We start from the raw sequence: 19,531 nt of genomic DNA, 5'->3' as shown, positions 1-19,531 counted from the left end.
CAAACGATCGGAAATCTGCATTCTGCCTTTGACAACACCGGGTAGCATCGATAATATGCGCCCCGTTCACACGATTCCTCTGTAGTTCAGTCGGTAGAACGGCGGACTGTTAATCCGTATGTCACTGGTTCGAGTCCAGTCAGAGGAGCCAAATTTGAAAAGCCTGCTTTTAAAGCAGGCTTTTTGCTTTTGTGCGTTCGGAAAATTTGCCCGGTGGCGCTGCGCTTACCGGGCCTACGGACGAGTAGGCCGGGTAAGGCGAAGCCGCCACCGGGCAATAAACCGCACTACCGGTTAACACGAATCGGTGCCGTCGCCTCCACCAGCCACGGACGCGCGTCGCTCTCCACCATCGGGGACAGCGCTTCGCGCACCTGTTGATGATACTCATCCAGCCACTGCTTTTCCTGCTCGTTTAACAAATTGAGTTCGACCTGGCTGAGGTCGATTGGGATCAGCGTCAGCGAAGCAAATTTGCAGAATCCTGGAGAGCTTTCCACAATCTCCACCTGATTTTCAATGCGGATCCCATGGCTATCCGCCAGATAGTATCCCGGCTCGATAGTCATAATATTGCCCGCCACCAGCGGCCATGGGTTGACCTTTTTAGCGATGCGATGCGGGTTCTCATGGATAAGCAACTGATGACCCACGCCATGGCCCGTTCCGTGATCGAAATCCAGCCCCATCTCCCACAGCGGCCGACGCGCGAAGGCATCCAGCTGATGCCCCTGGGTGCCGGACGGAAACTGCAGGGTAATCAGCGACAGAAAACCTTTCAGCACGGCGGTGTAATGTAATCGCTGCTGCGGACTGACCTTGCCCCACGCCAGGGTACGTGTGGCGTCAGTGGTACCATTATGGTACTGACCACCAGAATCATTCAGATAAAAGTGGTCATGGCCGATGGGTTTGTTGCTGGCTTCGCTTGAGTGGTAGTGGCACATCGCCGCATTGCTGGACGAGGCCGAAATGGTCGCAAAACTCTGCTCAATAAAGCCAGGCTGCTGCTCGCGAAACGCGAGTTGCTGTGCCTGGGCCTCCAGCTCGGTCAGCGGCTGACCTGCTGCCGCACGTGCGGGCACTTCACGGCTCAGCCAGGCCAGGAAATTGACCCACGCGGCACCGTCCTGATGATGGCACTCCCGGTAACCCGCCAGTTCTACCGGATTTTTATTGGCCTTCATCAGCGTGATGGGGTCGGTGCGCCAGAGAATGTCACCGTGTGGCTCAATGGCAAAACGCAGAGCCACCGGCGCTGAATCGGCATCTACCATCACCCGTTTACCGTGAGAAAGGCGCTGGCAGCGTTCAATAAAGGCATCCTGCGGCGCAATGGTGAACGCGTTTCGCACGCTATCAGGCAGGTTGCTTAGCTTATTGTCGTTAACGAACCACTCAACGCTACCGTCCCGACTGAGCAGGGCAAAAGAGAGCGGAACCGGGCTGGTGGGAATATCTGAACCGCGCACGTTAAGCAGCCAGGCGATATTATCCGGCAGGGTCACGGCCAGATAATCGGCATTGTTCTCGGCCAGTACGGCGGCAACGCGCTGACGTTTATCGGCGCTGTTTTCACCGCTGATTTCAACGGGCATCTCGCGGATCAGCCCCGCCGGAGCGGCAGGGCGATCGGTCCATAACGTATCAAACGGTGACTGATTAAGCGGCACCATCTCACACGGTGTCGCAGATAGCGTCTCATAATCGGCATTGGTCATCAGCAGCGCTTCGAAACCAATACGCGTGCCAGCCTCAACGTTGGCCGTCAGCCATTGTGCCAGCGGCTCGTTGTGCAGATGATGGATCTCTACTTCATCCATATTGACCTGCACGCGGGCCTGAACCTGATAGCGGCCATCGACAAAGAGCAGAGCCTTGTCTTTTAGCACCAGTGCCAGCCCCGCCGAGCCATCGAAGCCGGTCAGCCAGGCCAGTTTTTCATCATACGGCGCGCAGTATTCGCTCTGCCAGGCATCTGCGCGCGGGACGATCATCCCGTCGAGCTTATTTTCCTGTAGCCACTGACGCAGGGCCGATAACGGTGATGGGGTGTGCATTATTTTTCCTTATTGTTATCAGCGGAATGGCGGTTCGTTAAAGGTACGCAGCTTGCGTGAGTGCAGCCGGTCACCTTCTGCCCGCAGCAAATCAATGGCGCGAATGCCAATTTGCAGGTGTTCGGAGATAGCCCCTTCGTAGAACCGGTTTGCCTGTCCCGGAAGCTTGATTTCACCGTGCAGCGGTTTATCGGAAACGCACAGCAGCGTACCGTAAGGCACACGGAAGCGATAACCCTGAGCGGCAATGGTGGCGCTTTCCATGTCAATCGCCACCGCGCGGCTCAGGTTGAAGCGCAGGGCAGAGGCGGAATAACGCAGCTCCCAGTTACGGTCATCTGTCGTGACGACCGTGCCGGTACGCAGACGCTGTTTGACCTCTTCACCCGGCATACCGCTCACCTCTTTGGTGGCGTCATACAGCGCGCGCTGCACTTCGGCAATGCTTGGGATCGGGATGTCCGGCGGGAGAACGGCGTCAAGCACGTGGTCATCACGCAGGTAGGCGTGGGCCAGCACGTAGTCGCCAATCAGCTGGCTTTCACGCAACCCACCGCAATGACCAATCATCAGCCAGACGTCCGGGCGCAGCACCGCCAGATGGTCGCAGATGGTCTTGGCGTTTGACGGACCCACACCGATGTTGATAAGCGTGATGCCCTGGCCGTCGGCGGTGATCAGGTGCCAGGCTGGCATCTGGTGCTTCTTCCATGCCAGATCGGAGATAGCCTGCTCAGGCGCTTCGGTTTCGGCGGTGATCCAGATCCCACCGGCGCAGGAGAGGGCGATATAAGGGCTCTCTGGGTCAAGGATCTGGCTACAGCCCCAGCGGACAAATTCGTCAACATAGCGGGTGTAGTTGGTAAACAGTACGAACGGCTGGAAATGCTCGGCTGGCGTCCCGGTGTAGTGACGCAGGCGCGCCAGGGAGAAATCCACCCGGCGGGCGTCAAAATGCGACAAGGGGGAAAACTCTGCCGGGTGATAAATGCCGTCGGCGGTCTCATCGCCAATCTGCGACAGCTCGGTCGTCGGGAAATGGCGCGTCAGCCCTGCGCTCATGGAGCGATCGAGCGTTAACGCCGAACCGTCAATCACGTACGGATAGGGGATTTCATGCTGTGATGGCTCAACGGCAATGTGCGCGCCGTAATCCTGATAGAGCAGAGTGAGTTGCTCCTCAAGATAAGGACGGAACAATGCAGGGCGGGTCACGGTGGTGCTGTAGCAGCCGGAGTGGGTAAAACGCGCGTAGGCACGGGTCTTTGGCGTGGTACTGGCGCTGCCGTCCCAGGTGACAGAGAGCGATGGATAAACAAAAAGGCCCTGGGTTCTGGCCTTTTCATCGGGAAGTTTCCCTGTTTCGATGTACTCACTGATGGCGCTGCGCAGCGCATTGACGGACTGTTCGTACAGCGCGTCGAGTTTTTCCAGTGCCTGAGCCGGGGTCAGGCTGGAGCCCTTATTATTCATGTCTGTCTCCTTGTTCCACAGGTGTGCTGCTATACCCGATAGTATGTCACACGCCTGTGAAACAAAAGGGAGATCAGGAATGGTGTGTCTCTTTCATCACCAGCGCCGTGGCGGCCGACAGCAGGCAGCCTGCCAGCAGGTAGCCTGCCACGCTGTGCCAGTTTCCGCCGGAGAACGTCACCAGCGCGGCGGCAATAAACGGCGTAAATCCGCCGCCCACGACGCTCGCCACCTGGTATCCTACGCCCGCCCCGCTGTAGCGGTAGCTTGCGCCGAACAGTTCGGTAAACATCGGTTGCTGCACGCAGACCACCATGTCATGGGCAATGTTGGCGAGCATAATGGCAAAGAAGACTATCCAGAAGACCGACTGTGCCTCCAGCGCCATAAAGAACGGCCAGGCGCTCAGGGAGCCAATCAGCGCACCGGTAATATAGACGCGGCGGCGGCCAAACCGATCCGCAAGCCAGGCGAAGCAGGGGATTGTCAGACAGCTGATCCCGCCCACCAGCAGACCGATATTCAGGAACAGCTCACGGGGGAGGCCGAGGTTCTGTGTGGAATAGTTCAGGGCAAACGCGGTGACGATATACATCGTCAGCAGCTCGCACAGGCGCAGGGCGATAATTTTCAGAAAAGCGCCAGGATGACGAATAAGCGCCTCCATCACCGGCAGCCGTTTTCTGGCAACGGGGTTTTCCCGCTGCTGTTCAAACTCGGCGGACTCTTCCATTCCGTTACGGATCCACAGCGCGGCGATAACCAGTACAATGCTGAAGATGAAGGGAATGCGCCAGCCCCAGCTCAGAAACTGCTCATCGGTCGTGAAGTGGCTGATAAGCGACACCAGCCCGGTGGAGAGCAACAGGCCCACACCGTACCCAACCTGCACGCCGCTGCTGTAGAACGCTTTCTTATTTTTCGGTGCGCTTTCGACCGATAAAAGCGCCGCGCCGCCCCATTCGCCGCCCACGGCAAAGCCCTGAATGGCGCGCAGGGTGACCAGCAGTACCGGAGCCCACCAGCCAATCGTGGCAAACGACGGCAAAATACCGATGAGCGCAGTGGCGATCCCCATCATCCAGACGGTGAGCATCAGCATGCGTTTGCGGCCAAGGCGGTCGCCGAAGTGGCCGAAGATCACCCCGCCCAGCGGACGGAACAGGAAGCCGACGCCAAAGGTGGCAAACGCGGCGAGCGTGCCCATGGCGGGGCTAATTTGCGGAAAGAATTCGCGGTTAAAGACCAGAGCGGCGGTGATGCCGTAGAGCAAAAAATCATACCAGTCCACGACGGCCCCCGCGAAGCTGCCAAAGGCGGCGCGGCGGGCACGGTTAAGGCAAGGGGTCCCCTCGCCGGGACGTGTGGAGATGAGGGTGGAGTCCATAGTTGTCCTGTCTGCACTGATTTTTTATTTATTGGTATAAGAAAAGGTTACTCACAAAGCCATCGTCATAGCGACGCGATCTATGAGACTACCGCGACGGGCGGCACGAGGAAACTGATTTTATTTCCTGATGGGTAATGCAAAGCGGCTACGCTATGCTTAGCAAATAGTGAAGCGACTAAGGAAGGGAATATGCGTCGTAGAAATGTGCTGGGCTGTCTGGCTGCCTTGCTCATAAGCCAGAGTGTCCAGGCGGTGAGTTATCCTTTGCCGCCTGCCGGGAGTCGGCTGGTGGGCAGCACGCAGGTTATTACCGTACCGGACCACAACACCTTGCCGCTTGAAGCGTTTGCCGCGCAGCACGGGCAGGGGCTGAGCAACATGCTGGAGGCAAACCCCGGTGTTGATCCGTTTTTACCGCAATCCGGTACCCGACTGGTGGTACCTCAGCAGCTCATTCTTCCCGATACGGTTCGCAAAGGCATCGTGGTGAACGTGGCGGAAATGCGCCTTTATTATTACCCGCCAGGCAGCAATACCGTTGAGGTGTTTCCCATCGGTATTGGCCAGGCCGGGCGCGAAACGCCCCGCAACTGGGTGACAGCCGTCGAGCGCAAGCAGGAAGGGCCAACCTGGTCGCCCACGCCAAACACCCGGCGTGAATATGCAAAAGAGGGGAAAACGTTGCCCGCATTCGTGCCCGCCGGGCCGGATAACCCGATGGGGTTGTATGCACTCTATATTGGCAGGCTTTATGCCATTCACGGTACCAACTCGAATTTCGGCATCGGCCTGCGCGTCAGTCAGGGCTGCATTCGCCTGCGTAATAACGATATCAAATACCTTTTCGACAATGTGTCGCCAGGCACGCGCGTACAGCTTATCGATCAGCCTGTAAAAGTGACGACGGAGCCGGACGGCAGCCGCTGGGTGGAAGTGCACGAACCGCTGTCGCGCAACCGCGCAGAATTTGAATCAACCAATAAAGTGCCGCTGCCGATTACCCCCGCGTTGCGGGCACAGCTAATAAACGAGGGGGCGGGCGCTGAGCTGGAACGTCGATCAGGGATGCCGGTTAAGCTTGCTTTGCCCGGTGGCGCTGCGCTTACCGGGCCTACAGTCCCGTAGGCCGGGTAAGGCGAAGCCGCCACCCGGCAGTTTTCCAGAACGCAGAAAAGCAAAAAGCCTGCTTTAAAAGCAGGCTTTTCAAATTTGGCTCCTCTGACTGGACTCGAACCAGTGACATACGGATTAACAGTCCGCCGTTCTACCGACTGAACTACAGAGGAATCGTGTGAACGGGGCGCATAGTAACGACCTGCGTACGCCTTGTCAAAGGGTGAAACCACGCTTTGCGTCTGTTTGCTGACAATTTCAGCAAAGTGGCGATTTTGCCAACGTAATGCACCGTTGTGGTGCGGATATACCTCTTATGGGGCAGATCATAAACCGCTGTTTCAGTAATAAATCCGGCGTCTATGATTAGGTTTCCTTATTTTCAGGCGCTTAGCGAACAAATCAGACCTGCTGGTAAAACTGGCATTCATATTGCAAAAACCTGTTCAACAACAACAGCCAGTACCGGCAAAGCATTTCGAACAGGGGGCAAAATGAACTTAAGACGACTGAAATACTTCGTAAAAATCGTCGATATCGGCAGCCTGACTCAAGCGGCGGAAGTGCTGCATATCGCGCAGCCTGCGCTGAGCCAGCAGGTGGCTACTCTGGAAGGCGAAATGGATCAGCAGCTGTTGATCCGCACCAAACGCGGCGTGACCCCAACGGAAGCAGGCAAGATCCTGTATACCCACGCGCGCACCATTCTTCGTCAGTGCGAACAGGCGCAGCTGGCGGTTAATAATGTTGGCCAGACGCTGAGCGGACATGTCTCCATCGGGCTGGCACCGGGGACCGCTGCGTCCTCCATCACCATGCCACTGCTGCAGGCGGTGCGCGCTGAGCTGCCGGAAGTGCTGGTCTATCTGCACGAGAACAGCGGCTCTGTCCTGAATGACAAGCTGCTCAATGGCCAGCTGGATATGGCGGTGCTTTACGATCGCTCCCCGGTTGCGGGGATCACCAGCCAGCCGCTGCTGAAAGAAGATCTATATCTCGTGGGCACCCGCGATTGTCCGGGGCAGAGCGTTGATCTCACTGCGGTTGCAGAGATGAATCTTTTCCTGCCGCGTGATTACAGCGCCGTGCGCGTACGCGTGGACGAAGCGTTCTCCCTGCGCCGCCTGACGGCGAAAATCATCGGTGAAATTGACTCCATCTCCACGCTGACTGCGGCGATCGCCAGTGGGATGGGCGTCACGGTGCTGCCAGAATCCGCCGCCCGCTCGCTGTGCAGCGCAGCAAATGGCTGGATGGCGCGCATCACCACGCCATCAATGAGTTTACCGCTGTCGCTGAACATGTCCGCCCGTGGCTCGCTGTCGCCACAGGCGCAGGCGGTGAAAGAAATTTTAATGTCGCTGGTCAGTAAGCCATCGCTGGAGAATCGTGAACTGCAGCTCGTGAGTTAATATTCCAGAAAAGCATAAGATGCTGGTTTTTATTATTTGTTCTGCAGCTCAGCTGACTCTAACAATAGAGCTATGTCAGATGCGCCGGAGTGAATCGTGAATTTCCAGCAACTTAAAATTATCCGTGAGGCGGCCAGGCGGGACTATAACCTGACCGAAGTCGCCAATATGCTCTACACCTCCCAGTCGGGTGTCAGCCGCCATATTCGCGAGCTGGAAGAGGAGCTTGGCATTGAGATTTTTATCCGTCGCGGCAAGCGCCTGCTTGGCATGACGGAGCCAGGTAAAGCGTTGCTGACCATCGCTGAGCGGATCCTCAACGAGGCCAGCAATGTCCGTCGCCTGGCGGATCTCTTTACCAATGACGCCTCCGGCGTGCTCACCATCGCCACTACCCATACTCAGGCTCGGTACAGCCTGCCGCCGGTGATAAAAGCGTTTCGTGAAATTTTCCCTGACGTTCGCCTGGAGCTTATTCAGGGCACGCCGCAGGAAATTGAAATGCTGCTGCAAAACGGTGGGGCGGATATCGGTATCGCCAGCGAACGTCTGAGCAACGACCCGCTGCTGGTGGCCTTTCCCTGGTTCCGTTGGTACCACAGCCTGTTGCTCCCGCTCGATCATCCGTTGAATCAGGTTTCACCCCTAACGCTGGAAGCGATCGCGAAATGGCCGCTGATTACGTATCGCCAGGGTATTACCGGGCGTTCGCGCATCGATGAAGCATTCAACCGCAAAGGGTTAACGCCGGATGTGGTGCTGAGCGCGCAGGATTCCGATGTGATCAAAACCTACGTTGAGCTGGGGCTGGGCATTGGCCTGGTTGCGGAACAGTCTGGTGGCGAGGGTGATACCGGGAACCTGGTGCGTCTGGATACGCGTCATCTGTTTGACGCTAATACCGTATGGCTCGGCCTGAAGCGCGGACAGCTCCAGCGCAACTATGTGTGGCGCTTTATCGAACTCTGCAACGCCGGGCTGTCCGTTGACGAAATCAAACGCCAGGTGATGGAGCCGGAAGAAGTGGCGATTGATTATCAGATATAGCTGCTGGCTTGCCCGGTAGCGCTGCGCTGACAACGTGTGGGATCATCGATTGACTAAACGTCCAGACTACCGTACTGGCTAGTGACATCGACGTTAACAGAGGCAAGCCAGAGGTGGCCCATTTCGTCGAATGGCTGGATGAGAAAGTGGCGGCCTGGCGGCCGTTAACGTAGTCCTGAACTCTTTTTTACGATACTGCTCGCAATGCGGTGAGCACCTGATGGGGGATTCACCGAAATACTCCTGCACGTCTTCAGCTTTCGCGTAACAACACAAGAATAACGCTCATTCTCTCAGGATAATCGCTGCTATAGCTTTACAGCTATATAGTTTGTGATCTATATTTTATGGAGGGAGTGTGTGGACAATTAATACGACGGACAGGTTCGATTGCTGGTTTCGTTCACTTGATGATACTGATCGGGCCAGCGTGCTGGCAGCACTGCTTGTTTTGCGAGAAAAGGGGCCTGCTTTGTCGAGGCCCTATGCCGATACGCTTAAAGGCTCTCGTCACAGCAACATGAAAGAGCTGCGCATTCAGAGTAAGGGCGATCCGTTGCGGGCATTTTTCGCGTTTGACCCAAACCGTACCGGCATTGTGCTCTGTGCCGGCAATAAGGTCGGCAACGAAAGACGCTTTTACGATGAAATGCTTCTGGTGGCCGACCGGGAATTCACTCACTGGTTGAATACATTAAAAGAGAGGACGTTACGCGATGGGCAGAAACCTTGAGCAGCTTATAGCGGATGAAAAATCGGATGTTGTTGCCAGCGCTCAGGCAATGGCTGCCGACATTTTGCTTAATATCCATCTGGCAGAGCTACGTGAAAAGGTGCAAAAAACGCAGGTTGAAATGGCGCAGGCGCTGGGCATCCGACAGCCCACCGTCGCGGTCATGGAAAAGCCCGGGCGCGATCTGAAACTCTCTTCACTCAAGCGCTACGTTGAGGCTGCGGGTGGAAAGCTTACGCTTGACGTTGAGTTACCGGATGGTTCGCATTATGAGTTTGTGCTGTAGGGCACAAAAGCAAAAAGCCTGCTTCAAAAGCAGGCTTTTCAAATTTAGCTCCTCTGACCGGGATCGCCTTAGCCAGTAACTAGCGAATAAACAAGCTAAATCAGAATTCCCTTTCGGTTGGCGTTGATGACATGCTGCTGCATCAATTCAACGATCCAGTCTATAAAAACGCGTAGTCTGGCGTTGACATGGCGGTTCGGCGGAAACGCCAGATACAAGGGCATTGGAGCAAGACGCCAGTGTTCAAATAGTGGAATCAAGGCACCACGAGCCTGATGCGCTGCCGCCATATAGACTGGCAGTGCGATCACGCCTAATCCCGCTAACCCGGCTTCGAGGTAAGCATTGCCATCATCCACGGCCAGTACATAGCTGCCCGTGATTTCAATACGTTCACTCTCACTGCGCAGTACCAGAGGATCAATCTTACCGGTGCGTGAGGACAAGAACCCTACGATGCGATGGTCGGTGTTTTCCAGCTCTCGCGGGTGCGAAGGGGGGCCAAGGCGTTCCAGATAATTGGGGGCGGCGTAGACGCCGATTTGCAAATCTCCGACATGGCGTGCAATCAGGGACTGATCGGTGATCTCGCCGCCGCGCAGCACGCAATCCACGTTGTCGCCAATCAGGTCCACCACCCGGTCGCTCACGCCCATGTCGAACTGAATGTCAGGGTAGCGTGCGTGGAAAGCCGGTAGCGCCGGCACCAGGATGAGGCGGGCCAGCGGACTGGGCACATCCACCCGTAGCCGTCCCCTGGGCGTAATTGCCGCACTGGACAGGCTGTTTTCAGCATCTTCCATGTCCGCCAGCAGGCGGATGACGCGTTCGTAGTAGACCGCGCCATCGGGAGTGACGCTGAGCTTGCGGGTGGTGCGATGGAGCAATCTGACGCGCAGGCGCGCTTCCAGCTGCTGAATAAGCTGCGTCACCGTGGTTTTGCTCATATGAAGCGTTTGGGCAGCCTTTGTGAAGCTACCTGCCTCTACCACGCGAGCAAAGGCGCGCATCGCATCGAAACGATCCATTCCTTATCCTCTCTTTTCACCGATTGTTTGGATATTACAAACAATGATGGACTAAGTCGCTTGTTTATCCGCCCGCTCCTGCACCTGTAAAGTGTCTTTAAGTTCATTGGGCAGATTTCGCCCCATTGCAAAGGTGTAAATATGACAGCACGCGAAGCAGTTTTTCCCTCAGGACGCCAGGCGCTCTATGAGCGCAATCGCTATTCACCGGCCATCAAATCTAACGGTTTCCTGTTTGTTTCGGGGCAGGTTGGTAGCCGTGAGGATGGTTCGCCTGAGCCCGATCTGAAAGCGCAGGTCAGGCTGGCATTCAATAATCTTAATGCTGTCCTCGCGGCTGCGGGCTGCACGTTCGATGACGTGGTTGACGTTACCCTTTTTGTCGTCGATCCCGAGTCAAACCTCGACGCTATCTGGAGTATCCTGCCAGAATATTGGGGAGAAGCGCCTTACCCAACGTTGACCGGGATCGGCGTGACATGGCTGTACGGATTCCAGTTTGAGATTAAGGTGATTGCCAGGCTGCCCTGAGCGTTAGGGACTTTCCGCCAGTCGAAAGTCAAGACAGAGGAAAAATGATGAAAGCAGGGGATTATTGCCCGGTAGCGCTGCGCTTACCGGGCCTACAGTCCCGTAGGCTGGGTAAGGCGAAGCCGCCACCCGGCAAATTTTCCGAACGCACAAAAGCAAAAAGCCTGCTTCAAAAGCAGGCTTTTCAAATTTGGCTCCTCTGACTGGACTCGAACCAGTGACATACGGATTAACAGTCCGCCGTTCTACCGACTGAACTACAGAGGAATCGTGTGAACGAGGCGCATAGTAGCGACCTCGGTTCGCCTTGTCAAAGGGTGAAAACACCCTTTTTGATCGTTTGCCGACAATTTCAGCAAATCGCTGATTTTATAGCAAATTTGCGGTGAAATTACACAGCAGGATGCGCCGCCCGCGGGCAGGCGGCGCAGTTGTTTAGAACAGAACGGAGTAGTTCAGACCAAATGTGCGGCCACGGCCTTTATAGGTATACAGACCCGGAGCGCCATACGTTGGGCTATACAGCCCCGGTGCGCGCTGTCCCCAGGCGGTGGTGTAGTCTTTGTCCAGCACGTTTTCCACGCTGAAGCTCACTTTACCCACCGGCAGGGCGTAGCTGCCCAGGAAATCTACCGTGTTATAGCCATCGATCTTCTTACCGTCGGCATCAGAGACGTCAAAGGTCTGGGTACTCTGCACGCGCAGAGTCCAGTCGCCCGGCGCCCAGTTGACCCAGGCGCTGGCTTTCGACGGGCTGGCGCTGTCTACCGTCAGCTTTTCCCATTTACCGTTTTCACGGGTTTCAGACTTAATGGCGTTAAAGTTTGCGCCGGTGCTCCAGTCGCTGTCGGTGAAGAAATAGTCCACCTGACCTTCCACCCCGTAGATACGACGCTTATCGTCTTCCAGGTTGATGGTCATATCGGTTTTGTTGATGGTGATGGTTTTATCCGAGAGCGAGTAGTACGCCGCAACCTGTGTGCGCAGGTTATCGCCGGTGTAGCGCCAGCCCAGCTCGTAAGCGTTAACTTTAATGCCGTCCAGCGTCGAGTCGTTAACGTTCACGCTGTTCAGCAGGCGATAGTGCCCGTCGACAAGCTGATAGGTGCCGGAGCCGTAGTACTTCGCCAGGTCCGGAATTTCAAAGCCCTGAGAGAAGTTAAACCACAGCTGCTGCTGTTCGGTCAGGCGGCCAAGGATCCCGGCGTTAAACAGGAAGTTGTTGTAATCGGTTTTCCCGCCCGGCACCGCGTCTGCAGAGGTGGCTTTCCCGGTGGCGATGGCCTGCTGCTGGGCGTAGCCAACAAAATCATCCACCTTGTTTTCGGTGTACTGGTAACGCACGCCGCCGCTCAGGGTGATGGCGTCAATGTCGTAGCTCGCCTGCAGGAACGGGGCGAGGTTGGTAATGCTGTAACCCGGATAACGCCCCACGTTGTACGCATTGTCCAGTTTCATGCCGCCGCTCGCTGCCGCTTTACTCAGGTCGAAGAACTGCTGGTTGGCGTCGAAGGTTTCATGGTCGGCATCCACACCCCAGGTGAGCGTCAAATCATCCACCGGCTTGCTGTTCAGGGTCAGCTTACCGCCGTAAAAATCGGTTTTCTGCTGGGAGGCGCCGATGCTGGTCACCGTCCCTTTGCTCAGGGTCGGGAACGGGTAGTAGGTCAGGCTCTCGTCACGATAGTAGATCTGCGCGACCAGGTCCTGACCCCAGAAATCGGTATTAGAGTACTGCAGGTTAATCAGATGGCGCTCGGTACCGGGAATACGGTCAGAATCCAGGTTGTTTTTGTTATACGCGGTGGCATCACCCGTAACCGCCGAGAAGTTCTTCCCAAGGTACAGGCCGTGTTTGCCATCGGATTCGCTCTTGTAGTACTGGGTGGTTAACTGCAACTGCTGATGATCGTCAATATTGATGGTGCCAGTGCCCATCACATCAATGCGGTCAGAATACTGTAAGCCGGTCTGGGTGTTATCGATAATCACCTCGTCGCCGTTGCCGTCATACCAGCCGCCGTAACGCTGATAAGACACGGACAGGCGCCCAGACGCATTATCATTGCCGCCGCTGACCGCCGCCGACACGTTCTCATCGTGGTCGTTGTGACTGTTAAATCCGCTTTTTGCCCCGGTCTGGAATTCGACTTCCGTCTCCGGCTGACCTTTTTTGGTGACGATGTTCACCAGGCCGCCGGTACTGCCGCCGCCGTACAGTGAGGTAGCGCCAGAAATCACTTCGATACGGTCGATATTGAACGGATCGATAGAGTCAAGCTGACGGCTGTCGCTGCGGGAGGAGTTCAGACGCACGCCGTCCACCATCACCATCATTGAACGGCCGCGCAGGTTCATACCGTAGTTGGTGCGCCCCTGGCTGCTGACGTCCATGCCCGGGATCAGCTGCGCCAGCACGTCTTTAATCTCTTTCCCGCCCTGAACCTGCTGCTCAATTTCCGCACGCTCGATAACCCAGGTGGTCTGCGCCATCTCCGCCACGCTGCGGTGTGCGCGGCTGGCGGAGACAACGATATTTTCTTCCTTTTGTTCTTCTGCCCACGCAGAGGTCGAAAGCATGGCAAGCAAGCACGGATTTAAAACCCAAAGATGAGAACGTTTCATTGTTATGTTGATCCTGATTGTGTGTGTCAGTACTCGGTGGTCTGTGCTAATGATTTAAAAACCTGGCTGTTATCCGTGCTGGTGGTGCTACGCCAGTGGATCACGCCGGGGGTAGTAGCCAGCTCAAACGGCTCGTCGTCGTGCGCGCGATTGAGAATTCGCGCGGCGCGCCAGGCCATCAGGCTGAGCTGGGGTTCGGCAATACCGAGACGGTGCATCCCGGCATTCACGGCAAACAGGCGGTTGCTCTGCGGGCCGTCCCATTCAAGGGTGAAATCGTTGTTGATGTGAAAAGCTTCGTCGGCATCCAGGTGCAGACGATGGGAGAGTGGCGCCAGAAACGCAGGCTGCGCGGCGCGGTAGCCCGTGGCAAAGATCACCACGTCGCTCTCCAGCTGTTCACGGCCACCGTCGAGGTGATGCTGTAGCGTCAGGCGTTGCCCGTTTTGCAGCCGCGTGAGTGCGGTTACCGAGCGGGACGGCATCAGGTGCGCCCAGGGTTTTTCACGCAGCACTTCAAAGCGGTGATACATGGCGCGGTAAATCGCCAGCAGGGACTCGGTGGTGATACCATCAGAGGTCATCTTCTGCTCGTGCAGCATCTGACGACGGGCCTCTTCACCAAATGTGGAGAAGCTGTCCACGTACTCCGGCGTGAAATACTCGTTGGCAAATGCGGCCTCATCCAGGGCGTTGTAGTTGTTGCGGCGCGACACCCAGTTCAGGCTCAGCGGCTGACCCCACTCCCCGCGGAAGATATTCAAAAACAGATCGGCACCGCTCTGGCCGCCGCCAACGACGGTCACCCGTTTGCCCGCCAAATCTGGCGTGCGCAGCATCATCTCGCTGGCGTGGAAGCAGCTGTCATCCTGCGCGGTCACACAGTCGGGGAGGTTGATCTGTTTACCAATCCCCACGCAGACGTGGCGCGCCAGGAAGCGATCGCGCTGGGTTACTACCTCAAACAGGCCCTTTTTCTCATCAAAACTCACCTGCTGTACCTGCTGGCTGAAGGCGAGGTTGGTGAGGTTTTCCGCCGCCCAGCTCAGGTAATCAGCAAACTCCTCGCGGGAGACGGTACGCTGCTCGGTGGTCAGAAAACGGTAGAACTTTTTACGCTGTACCAGGTAGTTCAGAAAGCTATGGCGGTTGGTCGGCTCCACGGCGCTGACCAGATCCTTCAGGAAGCTGGTTTGCATGTGGCAGTCCGGCACCATCATCCCCGGGTGCCAGGAGAAATGCGGCTTACGTTCAAGAAACAGTGAACTGAATCCGTCCAGCCCCTCTGCAAGGGCAGCGATGCTGAGGTTAAACGGGCCAATACCAATGCCGATGAAATCATACGTTTTCATTGCGCTGACTCCTGGGAGACCAGAAAAAGGGGGTTATCGAGATCGCAGACGTAGTTCGGCAGCATGCGGCTGCCACCGTCGTGTTCGGAGAAGGTGAGTTTGACCGGGTTGAGGATCACGCGAATGATCTGCGGCTTAAACAGGTCGAATTTCGCGAAACGTTCTGCAAGTTCCGGATGCGCGGCCATATAACGTTGCAAAACCTGCGCCAGGATCTGGTAGAAGCGGGTTTCGCTGACGCCGCTTTGCTGCGTGAGACGCGAGATAAAACGCAGCACCGTCACGAAGTTGCCGGTTTGCAGATCATGGATGATGTACTCCGCGCTCAGGCGCGCCGTGACGGCTTTCACCTGTTGCGGCAGGCTTTCCGCCTGCGGGAAATCTTCATCAACCAGCCGCATATCACCCTGGAAATCCTTCAGCAGGATGCGCTGCGGCACGTAGTCTTTCATCACCAGCGTCACGTTCTGGCCATGGGCGATGAGCGCCACGCCGTAGCGGCAGAGCAGGTGATAGAACGGGATCACCGTGGCATCGAACAGTTTTTCCAGCCAGGCTTCGGCAGTTAATCCGGAATGGGCAATCCACGCGTCAATCAGCGGGCGTCCGGCGTTGTCGGTCTCCATCAGCGCCGCCATCAGTACCGCCTGCTCGCCGTCCTGCAGATAGCAGGACGGGTTTTCGCGCCAGATCACACCCAGCATCTCCTGATAGCGATAGGGCGCTTTCGGTAATGCGGCGTAACCGGTATGCGCCAGATATCCGGCGGCGGGTTCGCCCAGCACCTGCGCGCCAGAGCGGGTGAGGGTGGCGTCGCTGGCAAACTGCTGCTGTAACCAACGCGAAGCCAGCGGACCGGCGGCAATGTACTTGCCCGGAATACCGCGATAGCAGGAGGTGTTGTAGATGGTCAGCGGCAGCTTGATGTCATACGGCGCGCGGCGGCTGGCGTTGGTCAGCGTGCGCAGGGACTGTTGGGCCAGATACTCATCGCCAAATTCCCCCAGCTCTACCATCTCACCGCGCGCGAGCTGGGCCAGGAAATGGACGGCAATTTTTTGCTGCCACTGCCACGGGTGCAGCGGCACCGGCAGCCAGCTGTCGTCAAGCTTCAGCGCCTGCCAATGGGCGTCAAAGCGCGCGCGCTCGGCACTGTCCATGGTGCTGGCCAGCAGGGTGTTGATATCGCAATCGACATCGCTGCTCCAGACCAGATGCTCGCACTGTACGGCAACCCAGTGCAGGCGAAAACGGCCACGGTATTCCGGCGCGTACTGGCGCAGCGCCTCCAGCCCCCAGCCGCGGCGTCCTTTGTTAAAAATGAACTTGGGATGGCCGCTCATCAGACACTGGAGTTCGTCCGGGTCGAGATGAATAAGCGCGTAGGCATCCAGCGTCTCTCGCGCCTGCAGCAGCTGCATGTCGCCCCGCAGCGTGGCGTAAAGATCTTCCAGATGCTCTGCCGTTTGTGCGTCGCTCATCTCCAGCACCGTCGCCAGCTGCAGAAACGCGCTTTCCGCTTCCACGGCGGCTCCGCTGGCGGTGGTCAGACTGGCGGGATCGATATGTAACCAGCCCCAGATGCCGCGCGTGGCGCGAAACTGCCATGTTTCGCTGCCCATGGTGATTTGCCAGCGGTCAGCGGCCAGCAGTTCGGCGCTCAGGGTACGTTCGTATTCCAGCTCGGCGAGGATCTTCGCCACCATCTCGCGGTTCACTTTTTGCCAGAGTGCGTTCACAGTCCCACCTCGCTGAAGAAGCGGTGACGCTCGCTCATGATGAGGCGCGAACGTTTATGCGGGAAGTCGAACTCTTTAACGGTGTCGAAACCGGCAGACGCCAGATGGCGGAACAGGCGCTGATTGTCGAAACGTGGCTCAGCGACAATGCGCGTCGTGCGCGGTTCATCCAGCCACAGATAGTGGCTCAGACCGCGCAGCCAGCTACGGATATACTGCGCGCCGCGCCAGTTCTCTTCGCCGACCAGCATATGCAGCCCACGGTCAAACGGCTGCCAGCGATAGTGGCGTCCGATACGGTCTTCTGCGGCCCAGTAGAGTTCAAAATAGCCGAACGGCTGATCGTCAAAGCAGCCGATAACCGGGTAGCAGTACGTCGAGTCGAGCTGACGGCGCAGGTAGTTTTCCTGCTCTTCCTGAGGACCGGCCATCTCCCAGAACGCGTTGACGCGCGGGTTGTTCATCCACTGGGTAAAACGCTCACCGTCCAGCGCCACGTCGGCCACGCGGAAGCTCAGGGTGCGTTTAATTTGCGCATCGTAACGGCGATAGACTTCCCCTTGCGGACGGTGAGGGCGCAGCGGGAAGTAAAGCTGACGGCTCTCATCGAACTGCATGCCACCGCTGGCCTGCGGACGCTCCCCCTGCAGCCACAGCGGCAGCTGCCAGAAGGTCTCACGGGCCAGATAATCGCCGCTGGCAAGCGCGAATAACGCCTGCGCCTGCGGTTCATCCTGCCAGGCTGCCCACGGCAGCGTGATGCCGGTCAGTGCCGGTGCGGCGACAAACAGCTGATCCAGTGCCTCGACCAGCCAGCCGTCCGGGATATCGCGCAGGCGCTCCAGCACCGCGCTGCCGTCGAGGCCTAAGGTCAGCGGCAGGGACGTGTCCGTTGCGGTGCAACGAAAGCCGTAGCCGGAATGGACGATATTCGCGTTAGCCATCACGCCTTCTCCTTGTAAAACGGGTTGCTAAAGTCGAAATAGATCACTGCCGGATCGGCAATCGTGTTTTCGTTGCGATCGTGCAGGTAGCAGAAAAAGTTGCCTTTACAGTTCCAGGTCGGGCTGTCCAGCACGTAGTCGAGGCAGCGGGTCTGCTTCGCGGTCTGGCGCAGGCTGGCCAGCGCGTCACGCACCCGTGACATCAGGCTCTCTTCGCTGTCGAAACCAGCGGCAGCGAGGGCGGCGGTGACGGCGAGTGTGGAGTTCAGCAGCAGGTAATACGGGAAGTAGCGCAGCAGCTGGCTCTCGCCGAAGCGGTTTTCCACCTCGCTTTCACCTGCCTCTTTCAGCCACGCGTCGGCCCCTTCGGTCCAGGCGCTGCCCTGGCAGTCACGGTAGATAAGCCCGACCGGGAAGTCCTGCTGCATCTCCACAAGAATGTTCTGCTGATGTGCCAGCAGGACCAGACCGTAATCGGCTTCGGCGCTGAACAGCGGAAGGAGAACGCGGTCGCAATAGGCGTCCAGCCAGCAACGCGCGGCCTGGGCAAGGGGGAGATCCAGACGCTGGCTCAGACGGCGGACCGCAGCCGCCAGCAGGCTGTCACCGCCGTCCGGCGCGGCCTGCGTCAGGCTCACCAGCACGTTGGTTTGCGTATCCGGCGTATCAAACAGCAGGTTCACGCGCAGCGCCATCAGGCTCTCTTCCTGAATGACGCCGCTTTCGTCACGCAGACCCGCCCAGCCGTCTTCCTGCATCACGCGCATGGTGGGGTAGCGCGCCTGGAGCTCCTGCCAGCGCGCCGTTTTCGCCAGACGTGCCAGACGCATCCCGCGCTTAACCTCTTTCACCGACAGCGTGCGCACGGAGTTGGTCAGGCGCACGCTCAGGGAAAACTTAATCATGTCGCTGTTGGTTTCGCAGTACAGCGAGCGGGAGGAGCTGGTGGGCAGCCACTGCGCGCCCGCTTCACCCAGATCCTGCAAGGCTCCCTTCGCCACCAGTCGCTGGCACCAGTCCTGACCGAGCAGATACTCCGCCTGCCACGGGTGCATCGGCAGCAGCCAGCGGGTGTCGGTAAAATGACCGAGCAGTTCAGGGGCGCTCTGGGCTGCGAAGCGCAGCAGACGTTCGCGCAGGGAGACGTTCAGGCTCTCGCCAGCGATCAGTTCACTCTCAACGGCAAACCAGCGCAGCGGAAAGCGGGAGGCGAAATCGGGCAAATAGCGGCGGGCTTCGGTTTCGTTAAACGGCTCGTGTGACTTCGGGGCCGGATGGAATGCGTGGCCGACCAGCAGCGCCTGTTCCGCCTCGGCGAACTTCAGCGGCGTGTCGCGCAGGTTTGCCCAGCGGTGACGCAAGTCGATCGCCTGCCAGGTATGGGCATGGCTTTCAAGGGCGCGCTGCTTAAAACGCGCCAGCGTATCGGCATCCAGTGAGCCTTTTACAGCGGGTTTTTCAAGAATTAAATCAACCAGTTGAGGAAAGGTGACGGCGTCACTACGGTCGCTGTCGGTCTGGATGAGCGTTGCCGGGAAGCGATACTGATGATGCTGGGTTGGGGAGAAATAGTGTACTGAAACCCGGATGGCCTGGGTTTGCGAGAGCGGGATATGGATCTGCGATAGCTCATCCGCAGCGGTAGCGGGGAGATAGCGCCAGTCCTTCGTTTCGCGCAACAGGGCGTTTAAAAAACACTGGGCCGCAACGTCTGTACCGGCAGAGCGGGGCAGAGTACGCATAGATGTACCTCATTCCATGACTGATAATAATTCTCGTTATGATATTCATTCTGTTT

The 19,531-nt window shown here is 57.5% G+C and carries 15 protein-coding genes and 3 tRNA genes; 7 read left to right on the top strand and 11 right to left on the bottom strand.

Annotation, left to right across the window (positions count from 1 at the left end; all coding sequences use genetic code 11):
- The first annotated feature begins 75 nt into the window (after window positions 1-75).
- Window positions 76-151 (top strand) — tRNA-Asn (locus ACQG22_RS14940).
- A 136-nt stretch (window positions 152-287) separates the two neighbouring features.
- Here ACQG22_RS14940 and ACQG22_RS14935 read toward each other — a convergent pair.
- The 3 genes from ACQG22_RS14935 to shiA form a co-directional block, all read right to left on the bottom strand.
- Window positions 288-2,060: an aminopeptidase P family protein gene (locus ACQG22_RS14935; RefSeq protein WP_369706901.1), complete on the bottom strand. Its 1,773-nt coding sequence runs from the start codon at window positions 2,058-2,060 to the stop codon at window positions 288-290.
- 18 nt (window positions 2,061-2,078) lie between these two features.
- Window positions 2,079-3,533, bottom strand: coding sequence for an AMP nucleosidase (locus ACQG22_RS14930; protein ID WP_013097832.1), 1,455 nt, complete (start codon window positions 3,531-3,533; stop codon window positions 2,079-2,081).
- A 73-nt stretch (window positions 3,534-3,606) separates the two neighbouring features.
- Window positions 3,607-4,920 (bottom strand): shikimate transporter, encoded by a 1,314-nt coding sequence (gene shiA / locus ACQG22_RS14925; protein WP_094084476.1) that lies wholly within the window; start codon window positions 4,918-4,920, stop codon window positions 3,607-3,609.
- Window positions 4,921-5,112: 192 nt separating this feature from the next.
- On the opposite strand from shiA, the gene ldtA reads away from it, so the two are divergent.
- Entirely contained in the window at window positions 5,113-6,048 is a 936-nt protein-coding gene (ldtA, locus tag ACQG22_RS14920) for a L,D-transpeptidase (RefSeq protein ID WP_029881837.1), read from the top strand.
- Window positions 6,049-6,133: 85 nt separating this feature from the next.
- Here the strand turns inward: ldtA and ACQG22_RS14915 are convergent.
- Window positions 6,134-6,209 (bottom strand) — tRNA-Asn (locus ACQG22_RS14915).
- Window positions 6,210-6,530: 321 nt separating this feature from the next.
- Here ACQG22_RS14915 and nac point away from each other — a divergent pair.
- The 4 genes from nac to ACQG22_RS14895 all read left to right on the top strand — a co-directional run bounded on the left by nac (window position 6,531) and on the right by ACQG22_RS14895 (window position 9,514).
- Window positions 6,531-7,448 carry a nitrogen assimilation transcriptional regulator NAC gene (nac, locus tag ACQG22_RS14910; protein ID WP_010432103.1) on the top strand — a complete coding sequence of 306 codons (918 nt, stop codon included), beginning with the start codon at window positions 6,531-6,533 and terminating at the stop codon, window positions 7,446-7,448.
- Window positions 7,449-7,544: 96 nt separating this feature from the next.
- Window positions 7,545-8,495: an HTH-type transcriptional regulator Cbl gene (gene cbl, locus ACQG22_RS14905; protein ID WP_013097829.1), complete on the top strand. Its 951-nt coding sequence runs from the start codon at window positions 7,545-7,547 to the stop codon at window positions 8,493-8,495.
- A gap of 358 nt (window positions 8,496-8,853) precedes the next feature.
- Window positions 8,854-9,228 carry a type II toxin-antitoxin system RelE/ParE family toxin gene (locus tag ACQG22_RS14900; protein WP_020687566.1) on the top strand — a complete coding sequence of 125 codons (375 nt, stop codon included), beginning with the start codon at window positions 8,854-8,856 and terminating at the stop codon, window positions 9,226-9,228.
- Window positions 9,212-9,514, top strand: a complete 303-nt coding sequence (locus ACQG22_RS14895) for an XRE family transcriptional regulator (RefSeq protein ID WP_014832568.1) — start codon at window positions 9,212-9,214, stop codon at window positions 9,512-9,514. Before ACQG22_RS14900 ends, ACQG22_RS14895 begins: the two co-directional genes overlap by 17 nt.
- 95 nt (window positions 9,515-9,609) lie before the next feature.
- On the opposite strand, the gene ACQG22_RS14890 is transcribed toward ACQG22_RS14895, so the two are convergent.
- Window positions 9,610-10,542: a LysR substrate-binding domain-containing protein gene (locus ACQG22_RS14890; protein ID WP_369706902.1), complete on the bottom strand. Its 933-nt coding sequence runs from the start codon at window positions 10,540-10,542 to the stop codon at window positions 9,610-9,612.
- A gap of 141 nt (window positions 10,543-10,683) precedes the next feature.
- On the opposite strand from ACQG22_RS14890, the gene ACQG22_RS14885 reads away from it, so the two are divergent.
- Entirely contained in the window at window positions 10,684-11,073 is a 390-nt protein-coding gene (locus ACQG22_RS14885) for a RidA family protein (RefSeq protein ID WP_013097827.1), read from the top strand.
- Between the two features lie 191 nt (window positions 11,074-11,264).
- Here ACQG22_RS14885 and ACQG22_RS14880 read toward each other — a convergent pair.
- From ACQG22_RS14880 to ACQG22_RS14855, 6 genes are all read right to left on the bottom strand, one after another.
- Window positions 11,265-11,340, bottom strand: a tRNA-Asn gene (locus ACQG22_RS14880).
- Between the two features lie 168 nt (window positions 11,341-11,508).
- A complete protein-coding gene (locus tag ACQG22_RS14875; RefSeq protein WP_013097826.1) occupies window positions 11,509-13,698 on the bottom strand; it encodes a TonB-dependent siderophore receptor in 2,190 nt (729 codons plus the stop codon).
- A 26-nt stretch (window positions 13,699-13,724) separates the two neighbouring features.
- Window positions 13,725-15,050, bottom strand: a complete 1,326-nt coding sequence (locus ACQG22_RS14870) for a lysine N(6)-hydroxylase/L-ornithine N(5)-oxygenase family protein (protein ID WP_369706903.1) — start codon at window positions 15,048-15,050, stop codon at window positions 13,725-13,727.
- Window positions 15,047-16,789, bottom strand: a complete 1,743-nt coding sequence (iucC, locus tag ACQG22_RS14865) for an aerobactin synthase IucC (protein ID WP_369706904.1) — start codon at window positions 16,787-16,789, stop codon at window positions 15,047-15,049. Before iucC ends, ACQG22_RS14870 begins: the two co-directional genes overlap by 4 nt.
- Complete coding sequence (locus tag ACQG22_RS14860) at window positions 16,786-17,733, bottom strand: GNAT family N-acetyltransferase (protein ID WP_029881841.1); 948 nt, start codon at window positions 17,731-17,733, stop codon at window positions 16,786-16,788. The genes iucC and ACQG22_RS14860 overlap by 4 nt, the downstream gene beginning before the upstream one ends.
- Window positions 17,733-19,475 (bottom strand): IucA/IucC family protein, encoded by a 1,743-nt coding sequence (locus ACQG22_RS14855; RefSeq protein ID WP_369706905.1) that lies wholly within the window; start codon window positions 19,473-19,475, stop codon window positions 17,733-17,735. The genes ACQG22_RS14860 and ACQG22_RS14855 overlap by 1 nt, the downstream gene beginning before the upstream one ends.
- Between the last annotated feature and the right edge of the window lie 56 nt (window positions 19,476-19,531).

Source organism: Enterobacter cloacae complex sp. 309I3, assembly GCF_050031595.1.
In the GTDB taxonomy this organism is placed as follows: domain Bacteria; phylum Pseudomonadota; class Gammaproteobacteria; order Enterobacterales; family Enterobacteriaceae; genus Enterobacter; species Enterobacter cloacae.
Note: the sequence above shows the minus strand (reverse complement) of the source record. Positions and strands in the feature narration are given on the sequence as shown.

What these genes read in the sequence shown, in the direction of transcription:
- ACQG22_RS14870 (WP_369706903.1), bottom strand. Translation starts at nt 15,050, where the DNA reads ATGAAAACGTATGATTTCATCGGCATTGGTATTGGCCCGTTTAACCTC.
- ACQG22_RS14930 (WP_013097832.1), bottom strand. Translation starts at nt 3,533, where the DNA reads ATGAATAATAAGGGCTCCAGCCTGACCCCGGCTCAGGCACTGGAAAAA.
- ACQG22_RS14885 (WP_013097827.1), top strand. Translation starts at nt 10,684, where the DNA reads ATGACAGCACGCGAAGCAGTTTTTCCCTCAGGACGCCAGGCGCTCTAT.
- ACQG22_RS14890 (WP_369706902.1), bottom strand. Translation starts at nt 10,542, where the DNA reads ATGGATCGTTTCGATGCGATGCGCGCCTTTGCTCGCGTGGTAGAGGCA.
- ACQG22_RS14895 (WP_014832568.1), top strand. Translation starts at nt 9,212, where the DNA reads ATGGGCAGAAACCTTGAGCAGCTTATAGCGGATGAAAAATCGGATGTT.
- ACQG22_RS14875 (WP_013097826.1), bottom strand. Translation starts at nt 13,698, where the DNA reads ATGAAACGTTCTCATCTTTGGGTTTTAAATCCGTGCTTGCTTGCCATG.
- ACQG22_RS14935 (WP_369706901.1), bottom strand. Translation starts at nt 2,060, where the DNA reads ATGCACACCCCATCACCGTTATCGGCCCTGCGTCAGTGGCTACAGGAA.
- nac (WP_010432103.1), top strand. Translation starts at nt 6,531, where the DNA reads ATGAACTTAAGACGACTGAAATACTTCGTAAAAATCGTCGATATCGGC.
- shiA (WP_094084476.1), bottom strand. Translation starts at nt 4,920, where the DNA reads ATGGACTCCACCCTCATCTCCACACGTCCCGGCGAGGGGACCCCTTGC.
- ACQG22_RS14860 (WP_029881841.1), bottom strand. Translation starts at nt 17,733, where the DNA reads ATGGCTAACGCGAATATCGTCCATTCCGGCTACGGCTTTCGTTGCACC.
- ldtA (WP_029881837.1), top strand. Translation starts at nt 5,113, where the DNA reads ATGCGTCGTAGAAATGTGCTGGGCTGTCTGGCTGCCTTGCTCATAAGC.
- ACQG22_RS14855 (WP_369706905.1), bottom strand. Translation starts at nt 19,475, where the DNA reads ATGCGTACTCTGCCCCGCTCTGCCGGTACAGACGTTGCGGCCCAGTGT.